A 20,670-nucleotide genomic window follows, 5' to 3' on the forward strand; every position below is an offset into this window, starting at 1 on the left:
ATACAACTGCTATCGCCGCTGAGGCGGTCGAAGTTGAGCATAGAGCACTCGATCTTTTGACCGCCTCATTCCTTATCGCAACGCTACCCCCGCGGACCCGCAACGCACTTGCCCGGCCCCGGCGTACGTGTCGATCCATGGCCGTCGCCGACTACGACTTTCACCTGTTCGACCTCGACGGGACGCTCGTCGACGCCGAGTGGGAGTACACCCGGACGGTGTTCGACCGCGTCGGCGACCGGCTCGGCCGGGAGTTCTCGGACCGAGAGGCGCGGGTCCTCTGGAGCGGGCTCGGCGGCTCGCGGGGCGAGACCCTCCGCGCGATGGGAGTCGACCCCGACGCGTTCTGGCCGGCGTTCCACGCCGTGGAGGACCCCGTCGCCCGCGCGGAGGCGACGTACCTCCACGACGACGCCGCGCGGCTGCTCGACCGCGTGAGCGAGGTCGGCGGGCCGACCGGCCTCGTCACCCACTGTCAGGAGTTCCTCGCCGACCCCGTCCTCGACCGGCTCGACCTCGGCGGTCGCTTCGACGCGGTCGTCTGCTGTACCGACGAGACGGGGTGGAAACCCTCCCCTGGCCCGATCGAGGTCGCGATGGGCGAGCTCGGCGTCGACCCGGACCGGGGCCGCGGCTACTACGTCGGCGACGGCGAGAGCGACGTGGCGGCCGCCTGGAACGCCGGCCTCGACGCGGTCCACGTCGAGCGCGTCGGCCACGACGAGCGCGGCCGCTGCGTCCTCGGCGACCGGCGCGTGAATCGTCTCGACGAGCTGGTGGACGCGTCGTGAGCGATTTATCCGGCCGCGGGGCGATCAGAGACCCATGACGAAGTGGTTCCACAGCGGCCGCCGCCGCGACCTCTGCGCGCTGCTGTACGACCACGGCGAACTGCGCGCGCAGTCGGCGAAGAGCCGGCTCGAATCGCACTACGACGAGCGCATCGACCCCGGCTCCTTCTACGGGACCCTCTCGGCGCTCGTCGAGTCCGGGTACCTCTCCCGGCGGACCGAGGGCATCGCCGACGTGTACGCGCTCACCGAGGCGGGCGAGACCGCGCTGCTCGATCACTACGCGTGGCTCGACGACCGGGTCGAGGGCGGCAGTGAGTTGGGGCGAGGCGACGAGGCGGCGGCCGGCGCGACCGCCGAACCGAGCGAGGACGACTGATCGGGGCCGACGCCGGACCGCGCGATCCCCGCGCCCTCAGGCGGTCTCCGGCCGGACGGACTCGAGCGCCGCGTCGAAGTCTTCCCCGGTGATCCCGACCTCTTCGGCGTGGTCGTTGGCGGCCTCGCCGTGCTCGTCGGCGACGCGCTCGATTGCGCGCATCGCCGCCGCGCGCGACAGCGAGGCGATCTCCGCGCCGGAGTAGCCCTCCGTCTCGTCGGCGACGCGGTCTAAGTCGACCCCGTCGGTCAGGGGTTTCCCGCGGGTGTGAACGTCGAGGATCTTGCGGCGCGCCTCGCGGTCCGGCTCCGGCACCTCGACGTGCGTCTCCAGGCGGCCGGGACGGAGCAGCGCCGGGTCGAGCGCGTCCCGCCGGTTGGTCGCCGCGAGGACGACGAGGTTCGGGTTGTCGCTGGCGCGGTCGAGCTCGGTCAGGAGCTGGGAGACGACGCGCTCGCTCACGCCGGAGCCGTCGCCGCCGGCCGCGTCGCGGTCGGTCGCGACGGCGTCTATCTCGTCGAAGAAGACGATCGCGGGGGCCGCCTGCCGCGCCCGGTCGAACAGCTCGCGGACCGCCTTCTCCGACTCCCCGACGTAGCGGTCGAGCAGCTCCGGTCCCGCCACTTGGATGAAGTTCACGCCGCTCTCACCGGCGATGGCGCGCGCGAGCAGCGTCTTCCCGGTTCCCGGCGGGCCGTACAGCAGGACGCCGGTCGGAGGGTCCGCGCCCGCGGCATCGAACAGCGGCCCGTACGACAGCGGCCACGTCACGGCGCGTTCGAGCTCGGCTTTCGCGCCGTCGAGGCCGCCGACGTCGGCGAAGTCGGTGGTCGGCTGCTCGGCGACGTACTCGCGCATCGCGCTCGGCTCGACGTTCGCGTGCGCGGCCTCGAAGTCGGCCTTCCCGACCGTCACGTCGCTCAGCGCGCGCCCGTCGGTCTCGCGGGCGCGTCGGAGGGCGGTCATCGCCGCCTCCTGCGCGAGCCCCTCGATGTCGGCCCCGACGAACCCGTGCGTCCGGCTCGCGATCCGGTCGAGGTCGACGTCGTCCGCGAGGGGCATCCGGCGCGTGTGGACGTCGAGGATCTGCCGCCGCCCCGCCTCGCCGGGCACGCCGATCTCGATCTCGCGGTCGAACCGCCCGCCGCGCCGCAGCGCCGGGTCGATGGTGTCGACGCGGTTCGTCGCGCCGATGACGATCACGTCGCCCCGGGCGTCGAGCCCGTCCATCAGCGAGAGGAGCTGCCCGACGACGCGGTTCTCCACGTCCCCGCCGTCGTCGCGCTTGCCCGCGATCGAGTCGATCTCGTCGAAGAAGATGATCGCCGGTGAGGCGTCGCGCGCCTCCCTGAACTTCTCGCGGAGCTTCTCCTCGCTCTCGCCCTTGTACTTCGACATGATCTCCGGGCCGTCGACGGTGACGAACGTCGCGTCGACCTCGTTGGCGACGGCGCGCGCGATGAGCGTCTTCCCCGTCCCCGGCGGGCCGTGGAGGAGGACCCCCTTCGGCGGGTCGATCCCGAGTCGGGTGAACACCTCCGGCTCCGAGAGCGGGAGTTCGATCGTCTCCCGGACGAGCTCCAGCTCCTCGTCTAATCCGCCGATGTCCTCGTAGGTCGCGCCCGCGGTGCGCTCGGCGGGCGAGGAGTCGCCGCCCGCCGGACGAGCGCCGTTCCCGGGCGAGGAATTCCGCGAGTCGGTCGACGCGTCGGGTCGGTCGCTCGCCGTTCCCGTCCGTCCGTCGTCGCCGTCGCCCGCGGCCCCCGAATCGCCCTCGTACTCGACCGAGACGTCCGTCGACGCGGTGATCCGAACAGTCCCGGCCGGGGCCGTGCGCGCGACGACGAAGCGGAGGCCGCCCAGCCGCTCGACGTGGACGGCCTCGCCCTCGGTGACCGGTCGGTCTCGGAGCTCGCGGGAGAGCGCCCGCTCGACGACCTCGCGGCTCACGTCGACCTCGGCGAGGCGGCCGGGCGCGGCGATCGTCACGCGGTCGGCGTCCGAGACGTCGACGGGCGCGATCGTCACGGTGTCGCCGACCTTCACGCCGGCGTTCGCGCGGGTGTCGGCGTCGATGAGGACGGAGCCGTCGGCGGCGTCGGGACCGCCCGGCCACACCTTCGCGACGGCGGTGCGCTCGCCGCGCACCTCGACCGTGTCGCCGCTGAGGAGGGCGAGCCGCTTGCGGGCCGACTCGGGGAGCCTGGCGATGCCCCGGCCCGCGTCCCGCTTCTCGGCGGCACGCACCGTGAGCCGGAGCCCTGCGGTGTCGTTCATACCACTCGTTCTCGCCCGCGGCTCTTTACGCTTGTCCGGGCTCGCAGTGAGCCGATTGTTCATCGAGATTGACTGCGGTGGCGCGTGCCTGCGAGGCCGCCCTGCGGCCGAGCCGCGAGGGACCGAAGGTCCCTCTGGAAGCCGGCGCTCCGCGCCGGCGACAGCACGCGCGAGGGAGTCAGTCGCCGGAGCGAAGCGGAGGCGGCTGACGAGGCTGGGGAGGTGTGAGGTGCGGTTGCTGTGCGGGGTGGGACTCAAAGGGGCAGTCGCGAGGACGAAGGAGCGGGACGCAAGGACCGCAGGGAGCGAGCATCGCGAGCGACTGAGGACCGCAGCGACCGCACCGAATCCTCGCGACTGGGGCTTTGGGGGTATTCGCCGTCGATCAGTCGCCACCTGCGTATACTGCTCGATCCGATCTACCGTAATCGCACGAGTATAGACCGCAACCCCCTTCCCTCGGCCGGCCGCGGTGACTGGTATGCAACCGACCGGCCACCTGCGGGGCGATGCGGTCCGCGTCGGCGGGGACGCCCGCCAGCGCTTCTACGACGCCCGGGGGTACGGGCGACCGCTCGACGGGAACGAGATCGCGCTCTCGCGGGTCGAGGCCGCCCACCTGCTGTTCCGCGGCGACCTCTCGGGGATCGAACTCGGGGACGACGCTGATCCGGTGAACTTCGAGCGCTTCTTCGTCGCGAGCGCGGCCGCCGCCGACCGCTTCGCGGTGCGGTTCCTCGTCTACTCGGACCTCCGCGACCGCGGCTTCTACCTCTCGCCCGCCCGCGAGCCGTGGCCCGGCGGGAGCGACGCGCCGAGCGACGCGGTCGACTTCGTCGCCTACGAGCGCGGGCAGACGCCCGACACGGGGAAGGTCGAGTACCCGATTCAGGTCGTCGGCGAGCGCGAGTCCGTCGCGGCCGCGGGGCTCGCGGGGCGCACCCTCGCGGTCGTCGACGAGGAGTCCGACATCACCTACTTCGCGGCCGAGGCGGGCGGTGTCGAGGGCGCGACCGGCTACGAGCCCCCGGTCGACCTGACCGGCGTGCTCCTCGCCGACCGCGTCGTCGTCTGGGACGCCCCCGAGGGGTTCTACGAGCGCGGCTTCTACGGGCGGCCGCTCACGGGGCGGGCCGCCGACGTCGAGGGCGCGCTTCAGCTCTCGCTCGTCGAGGCCGCGTCGCTGGCCGCGGACGGCCGGCTGGAGCTGACCGCGTCGATCGGGGATGGAGAGGGCCTCGCCGGCGACGCCGCCGCCCGGATCGTCGCCCGCGGCCGCGACGTGGAGGGCGAGCGCTTCGACCGCCGGCTCGCGGTGTACGCGCGGCTCCGAGCGGCCGACGCCGTGCCGAAGACGGGGTTCAAGTTCGGCGCGGACTTCCGGACGTACCTCGACGTGGAGACCGTCGAGGACCTGCCGCACTCCGAACACCTCGTGCGCGTCGTCGGGCCCGACCACGAGTTCTCGCCCCGCGAGCTGTCCCTCGACGTACGTCTCGCCGGCGGCGTCCGCAAGGAAATGGTGTTCGCGCTGACCGGGATCGGGGACGGCCACCCCGCCGACGGCGGCACGTCGACCGACGCCGACGTGGAGTGGCTCTCCGTCGACCGGCTGACGCCCTGAGTCCCGGCCGAACGAGCAGAACGCTTTTTTGACCGCTCGCCGTCGTCGCGTCCATGCCGTTTCCCTCCACCGCAGACGCCGAACCGAGCGAGTACGACATCTCCACCGTCGACCTCAGCGACGACCGCTACGAGGTCCGGCAGTCGCTGGTCCGCAACAAGTACGCCGTCAGCGACAGCGCCGGCGACGTCGTCCTCCGCGGGAAACAGAAGATGCTCAAGCTGAAAGAGGAGTTCCCGTTCGTCACCGGCGACGGCGAGGACGCCTTCTCGGCGAAGGCGGGCGGCATCGTGGATATCGGCGGCAACTACGCCATCGTCGACGCCGGCACCGGCGAGGAGGTCGTCGTCTTGGACGAGGACTACTCGATCTTCGTCGAGAACTGGACGATCCGCGACCCCGAGACGGGCGAGGCGCTGGCGACGATCCGGTCGAAGAACAAGCTGCTGTCCGGGCTCCGCCACCTCGTCGGCGCGGCGAACCTGATCCCGAACGAGTACGAGATATTCGACGCCGACGGCGGCCACGTCGGCGACATCGAGGGAGAGTTCTCGATGCGCGACACCTACGCGGTCACCGTCGACGACGCGAGCGACGTGCCGAAGGAGGCGGTGATCGCGGCCGCGTGTATCCTCGACGCCTTGGAGAACCAGTAGGCACGGTCACGGTCGCACAGCGCCGGTGCGCCGGCGCGTGTCGCGGTGCGCTACGGGCGGAACTCGTCGGCGTAGTCCGCGACGAACTCGCGGAGCGTCCGCGGCGGTCGCCCGAGGACCGCCTCGACGTCGCCCGTCGTCCGGCCGGACCGGCCCAACCGCACGACGGAGTACTCGGCGACCATGAACGCGACGAACCCCGGGGAGAAGCCGCGCCGGTACATCCGTCGCGCGAACGCGAGCCGCGACGGGTCGGCGTACTCGATCCGCCTGTCGAGCACGTCGGAGAAGACCGCGGCGACCTCGCGGAAGTCGAGCGCGGCCGGACCGGTGAGGTCGTACGCGCGGTCCTCGTGACCCGACTCGGTGAGCACCCGCGCGGCGACCGCCGCCACGTCCCGGGCGTCGGTGACGCTCAGGACGCCGTCGCCGGCCGGGACGAAGATCTCGTCGCGGTCGACGACCTCTTTCCGGTGGATCTCGCTCAGGTTCTGGGCGAACCACGAGGCCCGGAGGAAGGTGTGGGCCATCCCGGTCTGCGCGAGGTGGGTCTCGATCCGCCGGTGCGGGAGGAACGGGAGCTTCTCCGCGCCGAGGACCGAGAGGAAGGCGACGCGCTCGACGCCCACGCGGTCGGCGGCGTCGGCGAACTCGCGGACGTCGCCCACCGCGCTCCCCGGCGGGTACAGGAGGAACAGCCGGTCGACGTCCGCCAGCGCCGCCCCCCACGTCTCGGGGCGACCGAGGTCGAACTCCACGGGATCCGGGCCGTCGCCGAACGCGTCTCGCGCGCGCTCCGGGTCACGGGTCGCGACGCGGACCGACGCCTCCCCGTCCGAGAGCGCCCTGACGAGCGGCTCGCCGACGGTCCCGGCCGCCCCGGTGACGAGTAGCCGTTCGGTCATTACTCGTCCGCGACCTTCGGCATCTCGCCGACGTACCGGTCGTCTTCGAGGCAGTCGAGAACGAATTCGGCGACGTTCGCCCGCGCGGCGCTGTCGCGCATCCCGAGCGAGAGGTCGGTCCCGTGCCGGAACGCGCCCGTGTGCTCGTCCTCGGTCAGTCGCGGGCCGCGGACGACCGTCCAGCGCGCGTCGCTGTCCCGGACCGTCGCCACGTGGTCGCTCGCGTCTTCGAGGACCGACCGCGCCAGCAGCTTCAACAGCGAGCCCATCACCTTCCCGCCGAGGCTCACCGACTCGCCCTCCTCTCTGACTCCCGCGCCGACGAGCGTCACGAAGCGGTCGACGCCGTGCTCGTCCATCGCCGCCAGCGCGTGTCGACCGGCCGCCGTGAGGAGGTCGTCCGGTCCCTCGCTGGACTGTCCGAGGACGCTGACGACGGCGTCGACGGGGTCGCCGTCTCCCCCGACGGCGCGGTCGACGCCGTCACCGGCGTACGCGTCGCCGGCGACGACGGTGACGCGGTCGTCGTCCCGAACCGCCGACGGGAGGCTCGCGGGGTCCCGGACGAACGCCACCACCTCGTGGCCGCGTTCGAGCGCCTGTTCGACGAGCGGCCGACCGGTTCGCCCGGTCGCGCCGAATACTGCGATTCGCATACCCGACAGAGGCGCGCCGAGGTGATATACTTGTGACTTCGAAGCCTCGAAGTATACCCGGCCAGTCGCCCGGACACCCAAAGATACAATGCGAGAAGTATCCAGTGTTCGTTCGATGACCGGACAGAGCGAGACGCCGGACGTTCCCGAGCTGAGCGAGGGGTTGACTCGCGCGGAGGCGACCGCGCTCCGCGAGTCGTTCGACCCGAACGAGCAGGACCGCATCAGCCGGACGGTGGCCGAACTGCTCGACCTCCTCGGGAAGGCCCACACCATGGCGGTGTTGAGCGCGTTCGCGTTCGCCGAGGGGTCGCTCCGGTTCAGCGACATCGAGTCCGAGATCGACATCGCCCCGAACACGCTCTCGGCCCGGCTGCGGGAGCTGACGGACGCGGGGCTTCTCGACCGGGAGGCGTACGACGAGGTCCCGCCCCGCGTGGAGTACACCCCGACGGAGAAGGCGGAGTCGCTGTTCCCCGTGTTCGCGCACCTCCACCACTGGGCGATCGAATACGAGCTCTAACTTCGTTTTTCGTAGTAACGTCGGAGGCTCGAAGTCGGTAGTATATGCCGCCGGATCCGGTACTACGGGTATGCCTACACGGGATACGGCGGGACCGGGCGACCGGTCCCGTGACGGTAACGACGCGGCGGCCGCCGCGTCGGCGTCCGCGGCCGCAATCGACGTCGACGGACTCGAACTCACCTACGCGGACGGGACCGTCGCCGTCGACGGGATCGACATGACGGTCCCCGAGGGGGAGTTCTTCGGCTTCCTCGGACCGAACGGGGCCGGGAAGACGACGACGATCAAGGTGTTCGCGACGCTGCTGTCGCCGACCGGCGGCGCGGTGCGGATCAACGGCTTCGACGCGCGGTCGGACTCGCGGAAGGTCCGCGAGTCGATCGGGTACATGGCACAGGAGACGAGCATCGACCCCGAGCTCACCGCCGCGGAGAACATCGAGTTCGCCTGCGAGGCGTACGGCGTGCCGCGGGACGCGCGGACCGACCGGGTCGACGAGTTGCTCGACCTCGTCGACTTGGCCGACGTGGCCGACAAGCGGGCCGAGGAGTTCTCCGGCGGGATGAAAAAGCGGCTCGACGCCGCGACCGCGCTGGTCCATCGACCGCCGCTGGTCTTCCTCGACGAGCCGACGACGGGGCTCGACCCCAAGGCCCGCAACCGGCTGTGGGAGTACTTCCGGCGCATCAACGACCTCGGGACGACGATCTTCCTGACGACGCAGTACTTAGAGGAGGCGGACCAGCTCTGCGACCGCCTGGCGGTCATCCTCGACGGCGAGATCGTCGCCGACGGGAGCCCGAGCGAGCTCAAACGCGAGGTCGGCGGCGAGGTCCTCGACGTGGAGCTTGAGGGCGGCCAAGCGGCCGGCGAGCGGGCCGCGGACATCGCGCGGGAGTTCGACGCCTTCGGCGACGCCTCGGTCGCCGAGACCGAGGCGGGGATCAGCGTCACCGCGGAGACGGCTCGGGAGCACGGCACCGACCTCCTCGTGGCGCTCCGGGACGCGGAGATAACGGTGACCGGCTTCAACATCCGCGCGCCGACGCTGGACGACGTCTTCCTCGCGATCACCGGAGAAGAGCTCGACGCCGACGACGGCGAGGTGGCGCGATGAGCGCGCCGGAGACCGACGACCGCTCGGGGCCGAGCGCGCGCTCCGGGAACACCTTCGTCGGGGACGCCTGGGTGAACTTCAAGCGATGGAACCTCAAGGCGGTGCGGAACCCGTTCGTGCTGGTCGTCTCGCTCGTCCAGCCGATCATCTTCCTCGTGCTGTTCACGGAGGTGTTCGGAAACGTCGCCGGCGGCGCGGTCAATCAGGGGCTGCCGGGGATCAACTACGAGACGTACCTCGTGCCGGCGATCGCGATTCAGGTGGCGCTCGCGGCGGCGATCACCTCCGGCGTCGGACTCGTGAACGACATCGAGAACGGGATGTTCGAGAAGGTGCTCGTCACGCCGATGAGCCGCACGGCCGTCTTCGTCGGCAAGACCGCCGCCGAGGTGTTCCGGATCGCGGTCCAGATCGCGATCATCCTCGGCCTCGGCGTCCTCCTCGGTGCCGACATCGTCACCGGCGTCGCCGGGGCAGTGGGGATAATCGCGGTCGGGATCCTCTTCTCGCTCTGGTTCGTCGCGTTCTCGAACGCCGTCGCGATCATCACCCGCGACCAGGAGTCGACGATCATCAGCGCGAACCTGCTCCAGTTCCCGCTCCTGTTCCTGTCGAGCGCGTTCCTCCCGCTCGAAGCGCTCCCGGGCTGGATCCAGACGTTCGCCCGCGTCAACCCCGTGACGTACGGCGTCGACGCCGCCCGCTCGCTCATGGTCGACCGGGACGTGATGACGGTCATCGACGTCGCGTGGTTCGGCGGGACCCTCGACGGCGTCGCGCCCGGCGTCGCCGTGCTGGTCGGGCTCGACCTCGCGTTGGGGGCCGTCGCCGTCGCGCTGCTGTCGCGCGCGTCGAGTTCGGACGTGAAGTAGAGTAGACGATCCGGAGACGCTCCGGGAGAGGGCGCGAGCGGTCGGGAGCTCGCGCCGGTTACTCCCCGCCCAGCTTCGACTCGCCGACCGGGTCGTGGCCCTCGATGACCTCCGTGCCGCCCATGTACGGGCGCAGCGCCTCGGGGACGGTGACGGTGCCGTCGTCGTTCTGGTAGTACTCCAAGATCGCGACGACGATCCGCGGGACCGCGAGCCCGGAGCCGTTCAGGGTGTGGAGGTACTCCGCGGACTCGTGGTGCTCCTCGCGGTACTGAATCCCGGCGCGGCGCGCCTGGAAGTCCTCGAAGTTGGAGACGGAGGAGACCTCCAGCCACCGGCCGCCGCGGTCGGGGCCCTCGTCCATGTCGTCGGCGGGGGCCCACACCTCGACGTCGTACTTTTTCGCCTGCGTGAACCCGAGGTCGCCGGTACACATCTCGAGGATGCGGTACGGCAGTTCGAGGCGGCGGAGCACCTCCTCGGCCTCGTCGACGAGCCCCTCGAAGCGCTCGTCGCTCTCCTCGGGCCGGACGAAGTTCACCATCTCCACCTTGTTGAACTGGTGGACGCGGACGATGCCGCGCGTCTCGGTGCCGTGTTCGCCGGCCTCCTGCCGGAAGTTGGGCGTGTACGCCTGGTACTTCAGCGGGAGGTCCTCGCCGAGGAGGATCTCGTCGCGGTGGAGGTTCGTGACGGGGACCTCCGCGGTCGGGAGCAGCCAGAGGTCGTCGTCGTCGTAGTCGTCCGCGTTCGTCCCCTCGACGCGGTAGGCGTCCTCGGTGAACTTCGGGAGCTGGCCGGTGCCGCGCATCGACGCGGAGTTGACGGGGATCGGCGGGAACACGTCCTCGTACCCCTGCTCGCGGTGGACGTCGAGCATGAACTGGATCAGCGCGTGTTCGAGGCGCGCGCCGTCGCCCTTCGCGACGTAGAACCCGCCGCCGGCGACCTTCGCGCCGCGCTCGAAGTCGAGGATCTCCAGTTCCTCGCCCAGGTCGTAGTGCGGCTCCACGTCCGCGGGGACCTCGCGGAGGTCGTCGAACCCCTCGCGACGCACCTCGACGTTCTCCGACTCGTCCTCGCCGACCGGCACGGAGTCTCGGGGGATCTGCGGCAGTTCGAGCAGCGACGCCTCCAGTTCGCTCTCCAGTTCGTCGGCGCGCTCCTCGATCTCCTGAAGCTCCGACTTGAGCTCCTGCGAGCGCTCGATCGCCTTCTGGGCCGCCTCCTCCTCACCGGAGGCTTTCAGTTCGCCGATCGTCGAGGAGACCTCGTTGCGCTCGTGGCGCAGGTCGTCGCCGCGCTGTTTCAGCTCCCGCCACTCCTCGTCGACGTCGAGTATCCGGTCGAGGTCGACGTCGACGCCCTTGTTCGCGAGCGCCTCGCGGACGACCTCGGGGTTCTCCCGGACGAACTGTCGAGACAGCATTTAACGGGAGTTCCGCGGGGCGACCCAAAACCGTATCGGAGCGTCGGCATCGGTTGGCACGGAGCGGGTCGGCACGAGACGCGCGCGGCGCGGCCGTCGCGCGTCTCGGATCAGGGGATGAACGAGAACGTGCCGAACGCCATCAGGAGCGCGAGCGCGGCGACGACGACGCCCATCACGCGCATCACGAGGATCCGAGTGTCGCTCGGTTCGATCCGCTGCGTCGAGCCGTCCGGCGAGCGGGTCTGCCAGCTCGTCATGCGTCGCGGGAACGCCGCCATCGCGAGCGCGCCCGCCGCGACGAGGAGGGGGACGGCGACGAAGAACAGCCGGAAGGGTGCGGGGAACATGCGCAGAGACGTTCTTCCGCGAGTCAACAAAGCGTTACGGAATCGAGCGGCTGCGCGGGTCCCCGAGGGGGTCCGGAGCGAGCGTCGCCGTCAGTACCCGCCCGGCAGCGCCATCCCGACGGCGAGCGCGACGAGCGGCACCGCGGCGACGACCGCGTACCACAGCGCGGCTGCGCCGAGGAGGAGCCACGTCGAGGGGCCGTACCCCGTCAGGTCCCAGTCGACGCCGAGCCGGGGGAGGCCGAGTACGGCGGCCGCAGGGGCGACGAGGCCGACGAGGACGCCGCCGAGAAGCGCCGTCGAGAGGAATCCCTCGCTCCAAGCGGGGCCCGCCTCGCCGGCGAACGCGACCGTGAGACCGACGCCGGCGACGTACGGGACGGAGAGCCCCACGGCGACGCCGAGGTACGAGGGCAGGACCCGCCCCGCGGGAGGGAGCGCCCCGAACAGCGCCCGGAGGCGCGACGCCGCGAGGAATGGCGCGCACAGCCCCGCGGCGACGAGTCCCGGGAAGATCAGCAGCGCGAGCGTCCACAGCCACCCGGCAACCGAACCGACGACCGCGGGAACGGGGGAGAGCGGAACCGACGGAGCGGGGACGGACGAGACCATGCGCGAGACGAGCCGCCGCGGGCGGCAAACCTCTTGTGGTGGCTCGCGGTGCGTCGCGGTCGCGGCCGGCCGACGCCCGCTCGGAACCACCAGCGTTTATCCCGCTCGCCGCGACCGGCCGACAACGATGCTCATCACGGGCGCGACGCTGGCCGACGGTCGAGTGCGAGACGTGCGTATCGGCGACGACGGACGGATCGACGCGGTCGCCGAGGGGCTCGACGCCGACGCCGGCGAGCGCGTCCTCGAGGCCCGCGGGAGACACCTCCTGCCGGGCGCGGTCGACGTCCACGTCCACTTCCGCGAGCCGGGCGGGAGCCACAAGGAGACGTGGCGGTCGGGCTCGCGGAGCGCCGCGGCCGGCGGCGTCACGACGGTCGTCGACCAGCCGAACACCTCGCCGCCCACCGTCGACGGCGACGCGTTCGACGAGAAGGCCGCGCTCGCGGCAGAGTCGCTCGTCGACTACGGGATCAACGGCGGCGTGACCGCGGACTGGGACCCCGAGAGCCTCTTCGACCGACCCCTGTTCGCGCTCGGGGAGGTGTTCCTCGCGGACTCGACCGGCGACATGGGGATCGACGCCGACCTGTTCGCCGACGCGCTCGACGAGGCGAGCGCCCGCGACGCGCCCGTCACCGTCCACGCCGAGGACGCGACGCTGTTCGACGACGACGCGCTCGACGGCGACCTCGGCGGGGTCGGCACGGCCGCGACCGCCGACGCGTGGTCCGCCTACCGGGCGGCCGACGCCGAGGTCGCCGCGGTCGAGCGCGCGCTCGCGGCGGCCGCGGACCGCGACGCGCAGGTCCACGTCGCGCACACCTCGACGCCGGAGGCGGTCGACGCGGTGAAGGAGACCCGCGAGGGCGGCGCGGCGGCGACCTGCGAGGTGACGCCGCATCACCTCTACCTCTCCCGCGAGCGGGCGCGGTCGCTCGGCACGTTCGGGCGCATGAACCCGCCGCTCCGGTCGGAGGAGCGTCGCGAGGCGCTGTTCGCCCGCCTCGCCGCGGGCGACGTCGACGTGGTCGCGACCGACCACGCGCCGCACACGGTCGAAGAGAAGCGGCGAGGGCTCGTCGACGCGCCGAGCGGCGTCCCGGGCGTGGAGACGCTGTACCCCCTCCTCTTGGAGTCGGTCCGGACCGGCGAACTGTCGCTCGAACGCGTCCGCGACGTCGTCGCCGCGAACCCGGCCGAGATATTCGGCCTCGACCGGAAGGGGCGGGTCGCGGAGGGGCGCGACGCCGACCTCGTCCTCGTTGACACCGCCGACCCGCGCGAGATCGAGGCCGCGGCGCTCCACAGCGCCTGCGCGTGGACGCCCTTCGAGGGGCTCCGGGGCGTCTTCCCCGAGGTGACGCTCGTCCGGGGCGAGGTCGTCTACGAGCGCGACCCGGCGACCGGTGCGGCGTCGTTCGGCGAGCCGGTCGGGCGGAACGTCAGGGAGTCGTAGCCCCGGGCGGGACCCGGCGGCCTCGTGCGGTCGACGCCCGAGCCGGAATCCGCCGTCGTCGAACGGACCGCCGCCGGCGGAACGCATATGCCGTTGCTCGCCCTACCCGCGGTATATCGATGATCACGGGGAGCATTCGCACGGTCGTCTCCGGACGGGAACCCGATCCGGACGCGGCCGGCCGATCATGACGGACCCCGGGGATCCGGGGCCGATCGGAACCGGCCCCGCGGAGTCGGCCGAGGCCGCGGGGGCGACGACCGGGACCGTCGCGGCGGACGCGCCGGAGACGCCCGCCGACGTCGCCGCGCTCGCGGATCGGATCGTGAACGAGGTCGAGGAGGTGATCGTCGGCAAGCGCGACGCGGTCGAACACGTCCTCGTCACCGTGTTGGCGCGCGGACACCTCCTCGTCGAGGACGTGCCCGGCGTGGGGAAGACGACGCTCGCCAAGTCGGTCGCGCGCTCGATCGACGGGTCGTTCAAGCGCGTCCAGTTCACCCCCGACCTCCTCCCCTCCGACGTCACCGGCGTCAACGTGTTCAACCGCCGCACCGACGAGTTCGACTTCCAGCCCGGGCCGGTGTTCGCGAACGTCGTGCTGGGCGACGAGATCAACCGGGCCCCGCCGAAGACCCAGTCGGCGCTTTTGGAGGCGATGGAAGAGAACCAAGTCACGACCGACGGGACCACCCGCGGGCTGCCGGACCCGTTCTGCGTGATCGCGACCCAGAACGACGTGGAGCCCGGCCAGACGTACGAGCTGCCGGTCGCGGAGGTCGACCGCTTCACGAAGAAGATCCGGCTCGGCTACCCCGACACCGAGGACGAGGCGGCGATCCTCGGCCGGCTCACGGGCGATCACCCGGTCGACTCGGTCGAGCCCGTGGCGACGATCGGCGACGTGCGGGCGGCCCGCCGGATCGTCGGCGAGATCGAGGCCTCCGAGGCCGTGCGGAAGTACGTGGCCCGGCTCGCGGTGTACACCCGCCGGAACGCGAAGCTCGGAGCGAGTCCGCGCGGCAGCCTCGCGTTAGTCCGCGCGTCGCAGGCCCGGGCCGCCCTCGACGGGCGGGAGTACGTGATCCCCGACGACGTTCAAACCGAGGCCCCGACCGTGCTCTCCCACCGGATCCGGACCGAGTCGGGCGGGACCGACGGCGCGGACATCGTCGGCGACGCGCTCGACCGGATCCGGGTGGAGTGACCCGACGATGACGCCGACGCCCCCCACGTCCCGATGACGCCAGCACTCACCCGCCGGGGACGCGTCGCCGGCCTCGTCGGGCTCGTCGCGGCCGCCAGCGGGATCGCCGCCGGGGGGCGCGCGCTCGACGCGATCGTGATCCCGGTCGCCATCGCGCTCGCGGCCGGCTACGTCCAGGTGTCGCGCGTCGACGTCCCCGCGGTCCGCCACGTGACGCCCGCGGACGGCTTCGTCGGGGAGACGCGGGAGGTCCGCCTGGAGTTCGGGCCCGGAGTGACCGGCGACGATACCCCCACCCGCTCGTTCCTCGCCGACGTGTTCGTCCGCGTCGACGAGGGGCTCGACGGGCCGACGGCACCGGTCCGGGCCTCGGTCGGCTCGGAACCGGTCTCGTACCGCGTGACGTACCGCGAGCGCGGCGAGCGGACCCTCGGCCCGATCGACCTCACCGTCACCGACGTGTTCGGCCTCTTCGAGCGCGAGCTGACCGTCGACGAGACCGACTCGGTGACGGTGTACCCGCCCCGCGACCCGATCCCCGCCCGGTTCCGCCGGGCGCTCCACGCGGCCGACGCGGTCGACGTGAGCCGGCGGCGCGAGGAGTTCGACCGCCTCCGCGAGTACACCCGGGGCGACGCGGTCCGCGACGTCCACTGGGCGACGACCGCCAAGCGCGACGAGATCGTCGTCAAGCAGTTCTCGGCCGAGACCGCGCGGAACCGCGTGACGATCGCGGGCGGCACGGAGGTTCGCGGCGGCGAAGAGATCTCGGGGTTCCGAACGGACGACCGGTCCCCGAGCGCGGCCGCGGCCGACGAGCTCGCCCGGGCGACCGTGAGCCTCGCGCTGGCGCTGCTCGACGACGGAGTGCCGGTCGACGTCCGATTGCCCGCCGGGCGCGTCTCTGCGTCGCCGGGCGACCGCGGCCGGCGCGAGGTGTTAGAGCTCGCGGCCCGGACCGGCCCGGGAGCGGTGACCGGCGACGACGCCGACGTGACGATCGTCGCCGGGGCCGACGACGCCCGGTTCCGGACGGGCGACCGGTCGGTCTCCTTCGCCGATCTGCGCCGCGAGGCCGACGGCGAGCGCCCGGCGGACGGCGACGCGGGGGAGAACCGGACCGATGGGCGGAGCCGGACGGACGGGGCGGCGGACCGGCGGGGGGTGGCGTCGCCGTGAGCCGCGGCGCGCCCGGCGGAGCGCCCGGCTCTCGGACCGAATCGCCCGGTGGCGACCGGCGGCTCGCCGACCCGGCGGCCGTCGGCGTCGCGGTCGTCGCCGCGGCGTACCTCGCCGTGTTCTTCGAGGTGACGAACGTCGTCGGCGGGACGGCCCGGACCGCGGCGGTCGTCGCGGTCGCCGGGCTCGGCGGGCTCGCGCTGGCGAGAGTCATCGGCGAGTGGGCCGCCCTGATCTTCTCCGGCGGGATCTTCGTCGCGGCGCTGTCGGCGTACCTCTTCGCGGTCCCCGAGAGCCAGCGCGCGTTGTTCACCGTCCGGAGCGTCGCCCTCGACGTGCTCGCGCTGTCGACCGGGCTCTCCGTGTTGCGGCTGGCGCTCGCGGACGTCTGGGTGCTCGCGGTCGCGCCGGTGCCGACGTTCCTCGTCGGCTACTTCGCGGGACGGGGGCGGCACGTCGCGGCCGCGGCGGTCGCCGGCGGCACGCTCGGCTTCCTCGTGCTCACCGGCGACGCGGGCACCGGCGCGGCGGTCGCCGGCGTCGTCGGCCTCGCGCTCGCCGTCGGCCTCTCGACGCTCTCGACCCCGAGCCGGCTGCGGGGCCACGCGGGGACGTTCGCGCTGATCGTCGCGGCGATGGTTGTCGCGAGCGCGACCGTCACCGTGATCCCCGGCGGCGCGGCGGCACCGCTCGGGCTCGACCGGGGGACGTCGACCCTGGAGTCGAGCCTGAGCGGCGGCGACGAGCTGGAGGTGGTCGGGTCGACGCGGCTCTCGCCCGAGGTCCGGTACACGATCGAGAGCCCGGTCGAGCGGAACTGGCACACCGGCGCGTACGACACCTACACCGGCGACGGCTGGGTGCGGACCGGCGAGCGCTCCGCGGTCAACGGCACGCTCGCGGGCCCCCCGGGCGCGAGCGAGCGCGTCACGACGACGATCACCGCCGAGACCGAGTCGGGCGCGCTGCCCGCGCCGTGGAAGCCGGTCGGCGCGTCGGGCGGCGGAACCGTCGAGGTCGACGAGCGGGGCAGCCTGCGGCTCGCGGATCCGCTCGACGCGGGCGACGAGGTGACCGTCGAGAGCCGCGTGCTCGACGCCGATCCCGCGACGCTCCGCAACGCCAGCACCGACTACCCGGCGGCGATCGAGGAGCGGTACACGCAGCTCCCGGAGAGCACCCCCGAGCGGGTGGGCGACCGGACCGAGGAGATCGTCGCGGCCGCGGGCGCGGAGTCGCCGTACGAGCGGGCGGCCGCGGTCGAGGCGTACCTGCGCTCCGAGTACGCGTACTCGCTGACCGTCGAGCGGCCCGAGGGCGACGTCGCCGACGCGTTCCTCTTCGAGATGGACGCGGGCTACTGCGTGTACTTCGCGACGACGATGGCGGCGATGCTGCGCTCGCAGGGGATCCCGACCCGGTTCGAGAGCGGTTACACGAGCGGCCAGCGGGTCGGCGAGGACGAGTACGTCGTGCGGGGGCAGAACGCCCACACGTGGGTGTCGATCTACGTGCCGGACCACGGCTGGGTCGCGTTCGACCCGACCCCGTCCGACCCCCGTGACGAGGCGCGGGACACCCGGCTCGCGGAGGCGCGCGCCGACGGCGCGGAGGACGTCGACACCGAGGCGTCGACGCCCAACCAGACGCTGGAGGCGGAGCCCAGCACGGGCGGCCCGAACGCCGCCGACGGTTCGGGGCCGAACGCGAGCGAGAACGACACGTCGGGCCCCGTCGCGGGCGGCGCGAACGCGACGAACGGCTCGCAGGGACCCACCCCCGGGGACATCTCGCGCCTCGAAGGGGGCACGGTGGACAGCGTCTCGCCGAGCGACAGGCCGAGCGCCGGGGGCGACGGCGGCGGGTCGATACCGCTTCCGGACGGAGAGACCGCGCTCTACTGGCTGCTCGTCGCGGCGCTCGGCGTCGCGGGCGCGCGGCGGACCGGGTTCGGGAGCCGCGTGGGCCGTCGGGTCGGCCCGGTGCTCCCCCGGTTGCGTCGCGACCCGGCGACGGACGCGAGGCGGGCGTTCGCCGACCTCGAACGGCTGCTCGCCGGGCGCTACCGCGAGCGGCGGCCGGGGGAGACGCCGCGGAGCTACGTCGACGCGATCCGGACGCTCGGCGCGGACGAGCGCGTCGAGACCGTCGCGGCGGCGTACGAGCGCGCCGCGTACGCCGGGTCGGTGACCCGCGCCGAGGCCGACGAGGCGCGCCGGGCCGTGCGCCGCCTCGCGCTGGAGCGACTGCCGCTCGTCGGGCGGTTCGTCCGCTGACGGGGGGCTTCCCGACACTATTTAATATGGGCGTCCTGTAGATTCGGGCTGTAATGTCGGAAGTCTGCTCGACGTGCGGACTGCCCCAGGAACTCTGCGTCTGCGAGGACGTCGCGAAAGAGTCCCAGCAGATCAGCATCCGCATCGACGAGCGCAGGTACGGTAAGGAGGTAACGGTCATCGAAGGATTCGACCCGAAGGACGTGGACCTGAGTTCCCTCTCGTCGGATCTCAAGTCGAAGTTCGCCTGCGGCGGCACCGTCGAGGACGGTGCCATCGAGCTTCAGGGGAACCACTCGGGTCGCGTGGAGGACTTCCTCCGCGACAAGGGTTTCAACGTCGCGTGACCGTCACCTGACCGTCCGCCGTCGAGCGCCGGTTCGGACCGCAGTCGACCCTGATTTTTAACAGGATCGCGTCCGCGAGCGACGGCTCTCAGAGAGCACTCACGCGACCACGACGACCCGGCCGGCGACGAACGCCGCCGCCGCGAGGAACGTGCCGTACTTGAACCGGCGCTGCGCGGCGGCGGGGTCGGCGAAGCTCTCGTACGCCGCGTACAGCATGACCGCGTCGGCGACCGCGACGACCGCGAGGTACGCCGCGCCGAGCGTCCCGGAGAGGTACGGCAGCGGGCTGACGGCGACCGCGACGACGAGCGCGGCCGCGCCGATCCACAGCGCGCGGCGCTCGCCGACCGCGATGGGCAGCGTGGAGAGCCCCTCCTCGCGGTCGCCGGCCACGTCCTCGACGTCTTTGATCACCTCGCGCGTGAACGTCGAGAGACCGGCGAGCGCGGCGAGGACGAGGACCGCGCGGGGGCTCCCGACGGCGGCCCCGCCGAACAGGAACGTCGAGCCGACGAGGTACGCGACGAGGGCGTTGCCGAGCCCGGGCGTCCCCTTGAAGAGGCTCGTGTAGGTCACTAGGGCGACGAGGTTCACCGCGGCGATGCCGATCGCCAGCGGCGGGAGGGAGACCGCGGCCGCGACCGCGACGGCAAACCAGGCGGTCGCGGTCGCGAGCGCGCCGCGGGGCGAGACCGCGCCGCGGGGGATGGGCCGGTCCGGGCGGTTGACCGCGTCGATCTCGCGGTCGAAGTAGTCGTTTATCGCGTTGCCCGCGGCGACCGCGAAGGCGGTCGTCACGGCCGCGAGCGCGGTCGGGAGGACCGCGCCCCCCGGGCCGGCGACGAACGCGCCGGTGGCGGTGAGCACCCCGGCCGCGACGCAGTTGCCGAGGCGCGCGAGTTCGACGATTCCGCGGATCGTGTCTCGCACGTCGTCCGCGTACTCCCGCCCCCGAGGAATAAACGGTGCGGGATCGGTCCGGTGCGGGATCACCCGGTCGGCGTCGAATCGCCGGGCGTTCCGCCGTCGTATCGCCCGTTCGTCGTGTCGGATCCCGAAGGTGTTCGCCCGGTCTCGCGGGGGGAATCGGTCGGACCCCCACGAACGTTTATCAGGTGCGAAATGAAATACTCACGTATGGCTAAGGGCCTAGACGTCGGTACGATGAACATCCTCTCCGGGCGACAGGAGGGCGCGGAGACGGTGTTCGTACAGCAGCGGAACTCGTTCGTCGAGATCGAGTACAGCGACATGGCCGAGCAGATGCTCTCGCGCAGCGAGGTCCTCCACATCCGCAAGGACGACAAGGTGTACGTCGTCGGCGACGACGCCCTGAACTTCGCGAACATCTTCAACAAGGAGACCCGGCGGCCGATGCAACACGGTATCCTCTCCAGCGAGGAGGCGTCGGCCATCCCGATGATCAAGCTGATCACCGAGCAGGTGGTCGGCGAGCCCTCGAAGCCCAACGAGCGACTGTTCTACTCCAGCCCCGCGGACCCGATCGACTCCGGGCTGACGACGCTGTACCACGAGAAGACCCTCGAATCGATGCTCGGCGACATGGGGTACGACCCCGAGCCGATCAACGAGGGGATGGCGGTCATCTACTCCGAACTCGCCGACAACAACTTCACCGGCCTCGGGATCAGCTTCGGTGCGGGGATGACGAACGTCTGTCTCGCCTACTACGCGGTCCCCGTCATGAAGTTCTCCATCGCCCGCGGGGGCGACTGGATCGACGAGCAGACCTCGCAGGCGACCGGGACCCCGGTCGACAAGGTGACGAGCATCAAGGAGGACGACTTCGAACTCGACTTCCGCACCGACGTGGGCGGCGTGGAGGGCGCGCTCGCCATCTACTACGAGAACCTGCTCGACTACGTCATCGAGAACATCACCCGCGAGGTCGACGAGGAGGACGTCGAGGAGGGGCTCGACGTGCCCGTCGTCGTCACCGGCGGGACCTCCAGCCCGAACGGCTTCGAGGACCTGTTCGCCGACC

Annotated in this window: 20 protein-coding genes; 13 read left to right on the plus strand and 7 right to left on the minus strand. The window is 72.0% G+C overall.

Features of this window, described 5'->3' with window-relative positions; all coding sequences use genetic code 11:
- The first annotated feature begins 137 nt into the window (after positions 1 to 137).
- Both C464_RS05045 and C464_RS05050 read left to right on the plus strand, forming a co-directional pair.
- Positions 138 to 791: an HAD family hydrolase gene (locus C464_RS05045; protein ID WP_006112513.1), complete on the plus strand. Its 654-nt coding sequence runs from the start codon at positions 138 to 140 to the stop codon at positions 789 to 791.
- Positions 792 to 825: 34 nt separating this feature from the next.
- Positions 826 to 1,170, plus strand: coding sequence for a PadR family transcriptional regulator (locus C464_RS05050; protein ID WP_006112514.1), 345 nt, complete (start codon positions 826 to 828; stop codon positions 1,168 to 1,170).
- Between the two features lie 36 nt (positions 1,171 to 1,206).
- Here C464_RS05050 and C464_RS05055 read toward each other — a convergent pair whose 3' ends face one another.
- A complete protein-coding gene (locus tag C464_RS05055; protein ID WP_006112515.1) occupies positions 1,207 to 3,447 on the minus strand; it encodes an AAA family ATPase in 2,241 nt (746 codons plus the stop codon).
- A gap of 481 nt (positions 3,448 to 3,928) precedes the next feature.
- Here C464_RS05055 and endA point away from each other — a divergent pair, with 481 nt between their 5' ends.
- Positions 3,929 to 5,071 (plus strand): tRNA-intron lyase, encoded by a 1,143-nt coding sequence (gene endA / locus C464_RS05060; protein WP_006112517.1) that lies wholly within the window; start codon positions 3,929 to 3,931, stop codon positions 5,069 to 5,071.
- Positions 5,072 to 5,124: 53 nt separating this feature from the next.
- Positions 5,125 to 5,727 (plus strand): LURP-one-related/scramblase family protein, encoded by a 603-nt coding sequence (locus C464_RS05065; protein WP_006112518.1) that lies wholly within the window; start codon positions 5,125 to 5,127, stop codon positions 5,725 to 5,727.
- A 50-nt stretch (positions 5,728 to 5,777) separates the two neighbouring features.
- On the opposite strand, the gene C464_RS05070 is transcribed toward C464_RS05065, so the two are convergent.
- Entirely contained in the window at positions 5,778 to 6,632 is an 855-nt protein-coding gene (locus C464_RS05070; protein WP_006112519.1) for an NmrA family NAD(P)-binding protein, read from the minus strand.
- Positions 6,632 to 7,288 carry an NAD(P)-dependent oxidoreductase gene (locus tag C464_RS05075; RefSeq protein ID WP_006112520.1) on the minus strand — a complete coding sequence of 219 codons (657 nt, stop codon included), beginning with the start codon at positions 7,286 to 7,288 and terminating at the stop codon, positions 6,632 to 6,634. The genes C464_RS05070 and C464_RS05075 overlap by 1 nt, the downstream gene beginning before the upstream one ends.
- A gap of 115 nt (positions 7,289 to 7,403) precedes the next feature.
- On the opposite strand from C464_RS05075, the gene C464_RS05080 reads away from it, so the two are divergent.
- The 3 genes from C464_RS05080 to C464_RS05090 all read left to right on the plus strand — a co-directional run bounded on the left by C464_RS05080 (position 7,404) and on the right by C464_RS05090 (position 9,803).
- Entirely contained in the window at positions 7,404 to 7,811 is a 408-nt protein-coding gene (locus C464_RS05080; RefSeq protein ID WP_006112521.1) for a winged helix-turn-helix transcriptional regulator, read from the plus strand.
- A gap of 70 nt (positions 7,812 to 7,881) precedes the next feature.
- Positions 7,882 to 8,931 carry an ABC transporter ATP-binding protein gene (locus C464_RS05085; protein ID WP_006112522.1) on the plus strand — a complete coding sequence of 350 codons (1,050 nt, stop codon included), beginning with the start codon at positions 7,882 to 7,884 and terminating at the stop codon, positions 8,929 to 8,931.
- A complete protein-coding gene (locus C464_RS05090) occupies positions 8,928 to 9,803 on the plus strand; it encodes an ABC transporter permease (RefSeq protein WP_006112523.1) in 876 nt (291 codons plus the stop codon). Before C464_RS05085 ends, C464_RS05090 begins: the two co-directional genes overlap by 4 nt.
- 58 nt (positions 9,804 to 9,861) lie before the next feature.
- Here the strand turns inward: C464_RS05090 and serS are convergent, their stop codons facing one another.
- The 3 genes from serS to C464_RS05105 form a co-directional block, all read right to left on the minus strand.
- Positions 9,862 to 11,232: a serine--tRNA ligase gene (serS, locus tag C464_RS05095; protein WP_006112524.1), complete on the minus strand. Its 1,371-nt coding sequence runs from the start codon at positions 11,230 to 11,232 to the stop codon at positions 9,862 to 9,864.
- A 110-nt stretch (positions 11,233 to 11,342) separates the two neighbouring features.
- Positions 11,343 to 11,582: a hypothetical protein gene (locus tag C464_RS05100; protein WP_006112525.1), complete on the minus strand. Its 240-nt coding sequence runs from the start codon at positions 11,580 to 11,582 to the stop codon at positions 11,343 to 11,345.
- A 90-nt stretch (positions 11,583 to 11,672) separates the two neighbouring features.
- Positions 11,673 to 12,194: a hypothetical protein gene (locus C464_RS05105; protein WP_006112527.1), complete on the minus strand. Its 522-nt coding sequence runs from the start codon at positions 12,192 to 12,194 to the stop codon at positions 11,673 to 11,675.
- A gap of 127 nt (positions 12,195 to 12,321) precedes the next feature.
- On the opposite strand from C464_RS05105, the gene C464_RS05110 reads away from it, so the two are divergent.
- From C464_RS05110 to yciH, 5 genes are all read left to right on the plus strand, one after another.
- Positions 12,322 to 13,653 carry a dihydroorotase gene (locus tag C464_RS05110; RefSeq protein WP_006112529.1) on the plus strand — a complete coding sequence of 444 codons (1,332 nt, stop codon included), beginning with the start codon at positions 12,322 to 12,324 and terminating at the stop codon, positions 13,651 to 13,653.
- A 187-nt stretch (positions 13,654 to 13,840) separates the two neighbouring features.
- A complete protein-coding gene (locus C464_RS05115; protein WP_006112530.1) occupies positions 13,841 to 14,860 on the plus strand; it encodes an AAA family ATPase in 1,020 nt (339 codons plus the stop codon).
- Between the two features lie 33 nt (positions 14,861 to 14,893).
- Positions 14,894 to 16,039 carry a DUF58 domain-containing protein gene (locus tag C464_RS05120; RefSeq protein ID WP_006112532.1) on the plus strand — a complete coding sequence of 382 codons (1,146 nt, stop codon included), beginning with the start codon at positions 14,894 to 14,896 and terminating at the stop codon, positions 16,037 to 16,039.
- The gene (locus C464_RS05125) at positions 16,036 to 18,315 is read left to right on the plus strand and encodes a transglutaminase family protein (RefSeq protein WP_006112533.1); all 2,280 of its coding nucleotides are present in this window, start codon (positions 16,036 to 16,038) and stop codon (positions 18,313 to 18,315) included. The genes C464_RS05120 and C464_RS05125 overlap by 4 nt, the downstream gene beginning before the upstream one ends.
- Before the next feature lie 53 nt (positions 18,316 to 18,368).
- Positions 18,369 to 18,662 (plus strand): stress response translation initiation inhibitor YciH, encoded by a 294-nt coding sequence (gene yciH / locus C464_RS05130; protein ID WP_004596695.1) that lies wholly within the window; start codon positions 18,369 to 18,371, stop codon positions 18,660 to 18,662.
- Between the two features lie 99 nt (positions 18,663 to 18,761).
- Here the strand turns inward: yciH and C464_RS05135 are convergent, their stop codons facing one another.
- The gene (locus C464_RS05135; RefSeq protein ID WP_006112535.1) at positions 18,762 to 19,595 is read right to left on the minus strand and encodes a geranylgeranylglycerol-phosphate geranylgeranyltransferase; all 834 of its coding nucleotides are present in this window, start codon (positions 19,593 to 19,595) and stop codon (positions 18,762 to 18,764) included.
- 234 nt (positions 19,596 to 19,829) lie between these two features.
- Between C464_RS05135 and C464_RS05140 the strand changes: the two genes are divergently transcribed.
- A partial coding sequence (locus tag C464_RS05140; protein WP_006112537.1) for a disk-shape morphogenesis protein volactin occupies positions 19,830 to 20,670 on the plus strand: 841 nt, incomplete at its 3' end.

It is taken from the genome of Halorubrum coriense DSM 10284, from assembly GCF_000337035.1.
GTDB classification, from domain to species: Archaea; Halobacteriota; Halobacteria; order Halobacteriales; family Haloferacaceae; genus Halorubrum; species Halorubrum coriense.

Bases quoted from the DNA above. Each gene is read 5' to 3' on its own strand.
- C464_RS05045 (WP_006112513.1), top strand. From the start codon at position 138: ATGGCCGTCGCCGACTACGACTTTCACCTGTTCGACCTCGACGGGACG.
- C464_RS05050 (WP_006112514.1), top strand. From the start codon at position 826: ATGACGAAGTGGTTCCACAGCGGCCGCCGCCGCGACCTCTGCGCGCTG.
- C464_RS05055 (WP_006112515.1), bottom strand. From the start codon at position 3,447: ATGAACGACACCGCAGGGCTCCGGCTCACGGTGCGTGCCGCCGAGAAG.
- endA (WP_006112517.1), top strand. From the start codon at position 3,929: ATGCAACCGACCGGCCACCTGCGGGGCGATGCGGTCCGCGTCGGCGGG.
- C464_RS05065 (WP_006112518.1), top strand. From the start codon at position 5,125: ATGCCGTTTCCCTCCACCGCAGACGCCGAACCGAGCGAGTACGACATC.
- C464_RS05070 (WP_006112519.1), bottom strand. From the start codon at position 6,632: ATGACCGAACGGCTACTCGTCACCGGGGCGGCCGGGACCGTCGGCGAG.
- C464_RS05075 (WP_006112520.1), bottom strand. From the start codon at position 7,288: ATGCGAATCGCAGTATTCGGCGCGACCGGGCGAACCGGTCGGCCGCTC.
- C464_RS05080 (WP_006112521.1), top strand. From the start codon at position 7,404: ATGACCGGACAGAGCGAGACGCCGGACGTTCCCGAGCTGAGCGAGGGG.
- C464_RS05085 (WP_006112522.1), top strand. From the start codon at position 7,882: ATGCCTACACGGGATACGGCGGGACCGGGCGACCGGTCCCGTGACGGT.
- C464_RS05090 (WP_006112523.1), top strand. From the start codon at position 8,928: ATGAGCGCGCCGGAGACCGACGACCGCTCGGGGCCGAGCGCGCGCTCC.
- serS (WP_006112524.1), bottom strand. From the start codon at position 11,232: ATGCTGTCTCGACAGTTCGTCCGGGAGAACCCCGAGGTCGTCCGCGAG.
- C464_RS05100 (WP_006112525.1), bottom strand. From the start codon at position 11,582: ATGTTCCCCGCACCCTTCCGGCTGTTCTTCGTCGCCGTCCCCCTCCTC.
- C464_RS05105 (WP_006112527.1), bottom strand. From the start codon at position 12,194: ATGGTCTCGTCCGTCCCCGCTCCGTCGGTTCCGCTCTCCCCCGTTCCC.
- C464_RS05110 (WP_006112529.1), top strand. From the start codon at position 12,322: ATGCTCATCACGGGCGCGACGCTGGCCGACGGTCGAGTGCGAGACGTG.
- C464_RS05115 (WP_006112530.1), top strand. From the start codon at position 13,841: ATGACGGACCCCGGGGATCCGGGGCCGATCGGAACCGGCCCCGCGGAG.
- C464_RS05120 (WP_006112532.1), top strand. From the start codon at position 14,894: ATGACGCCAGCACTCACCCGCCGGGGACGCGTCGCCGGCCTCGTCGGG.
- yciH (WP_004596695.1), top strand. From the start codon at position 18,369: ATGTCGGAAGTCTGCTCGACGTGCGGACTGCCCCAGGAACTCTGCGTC.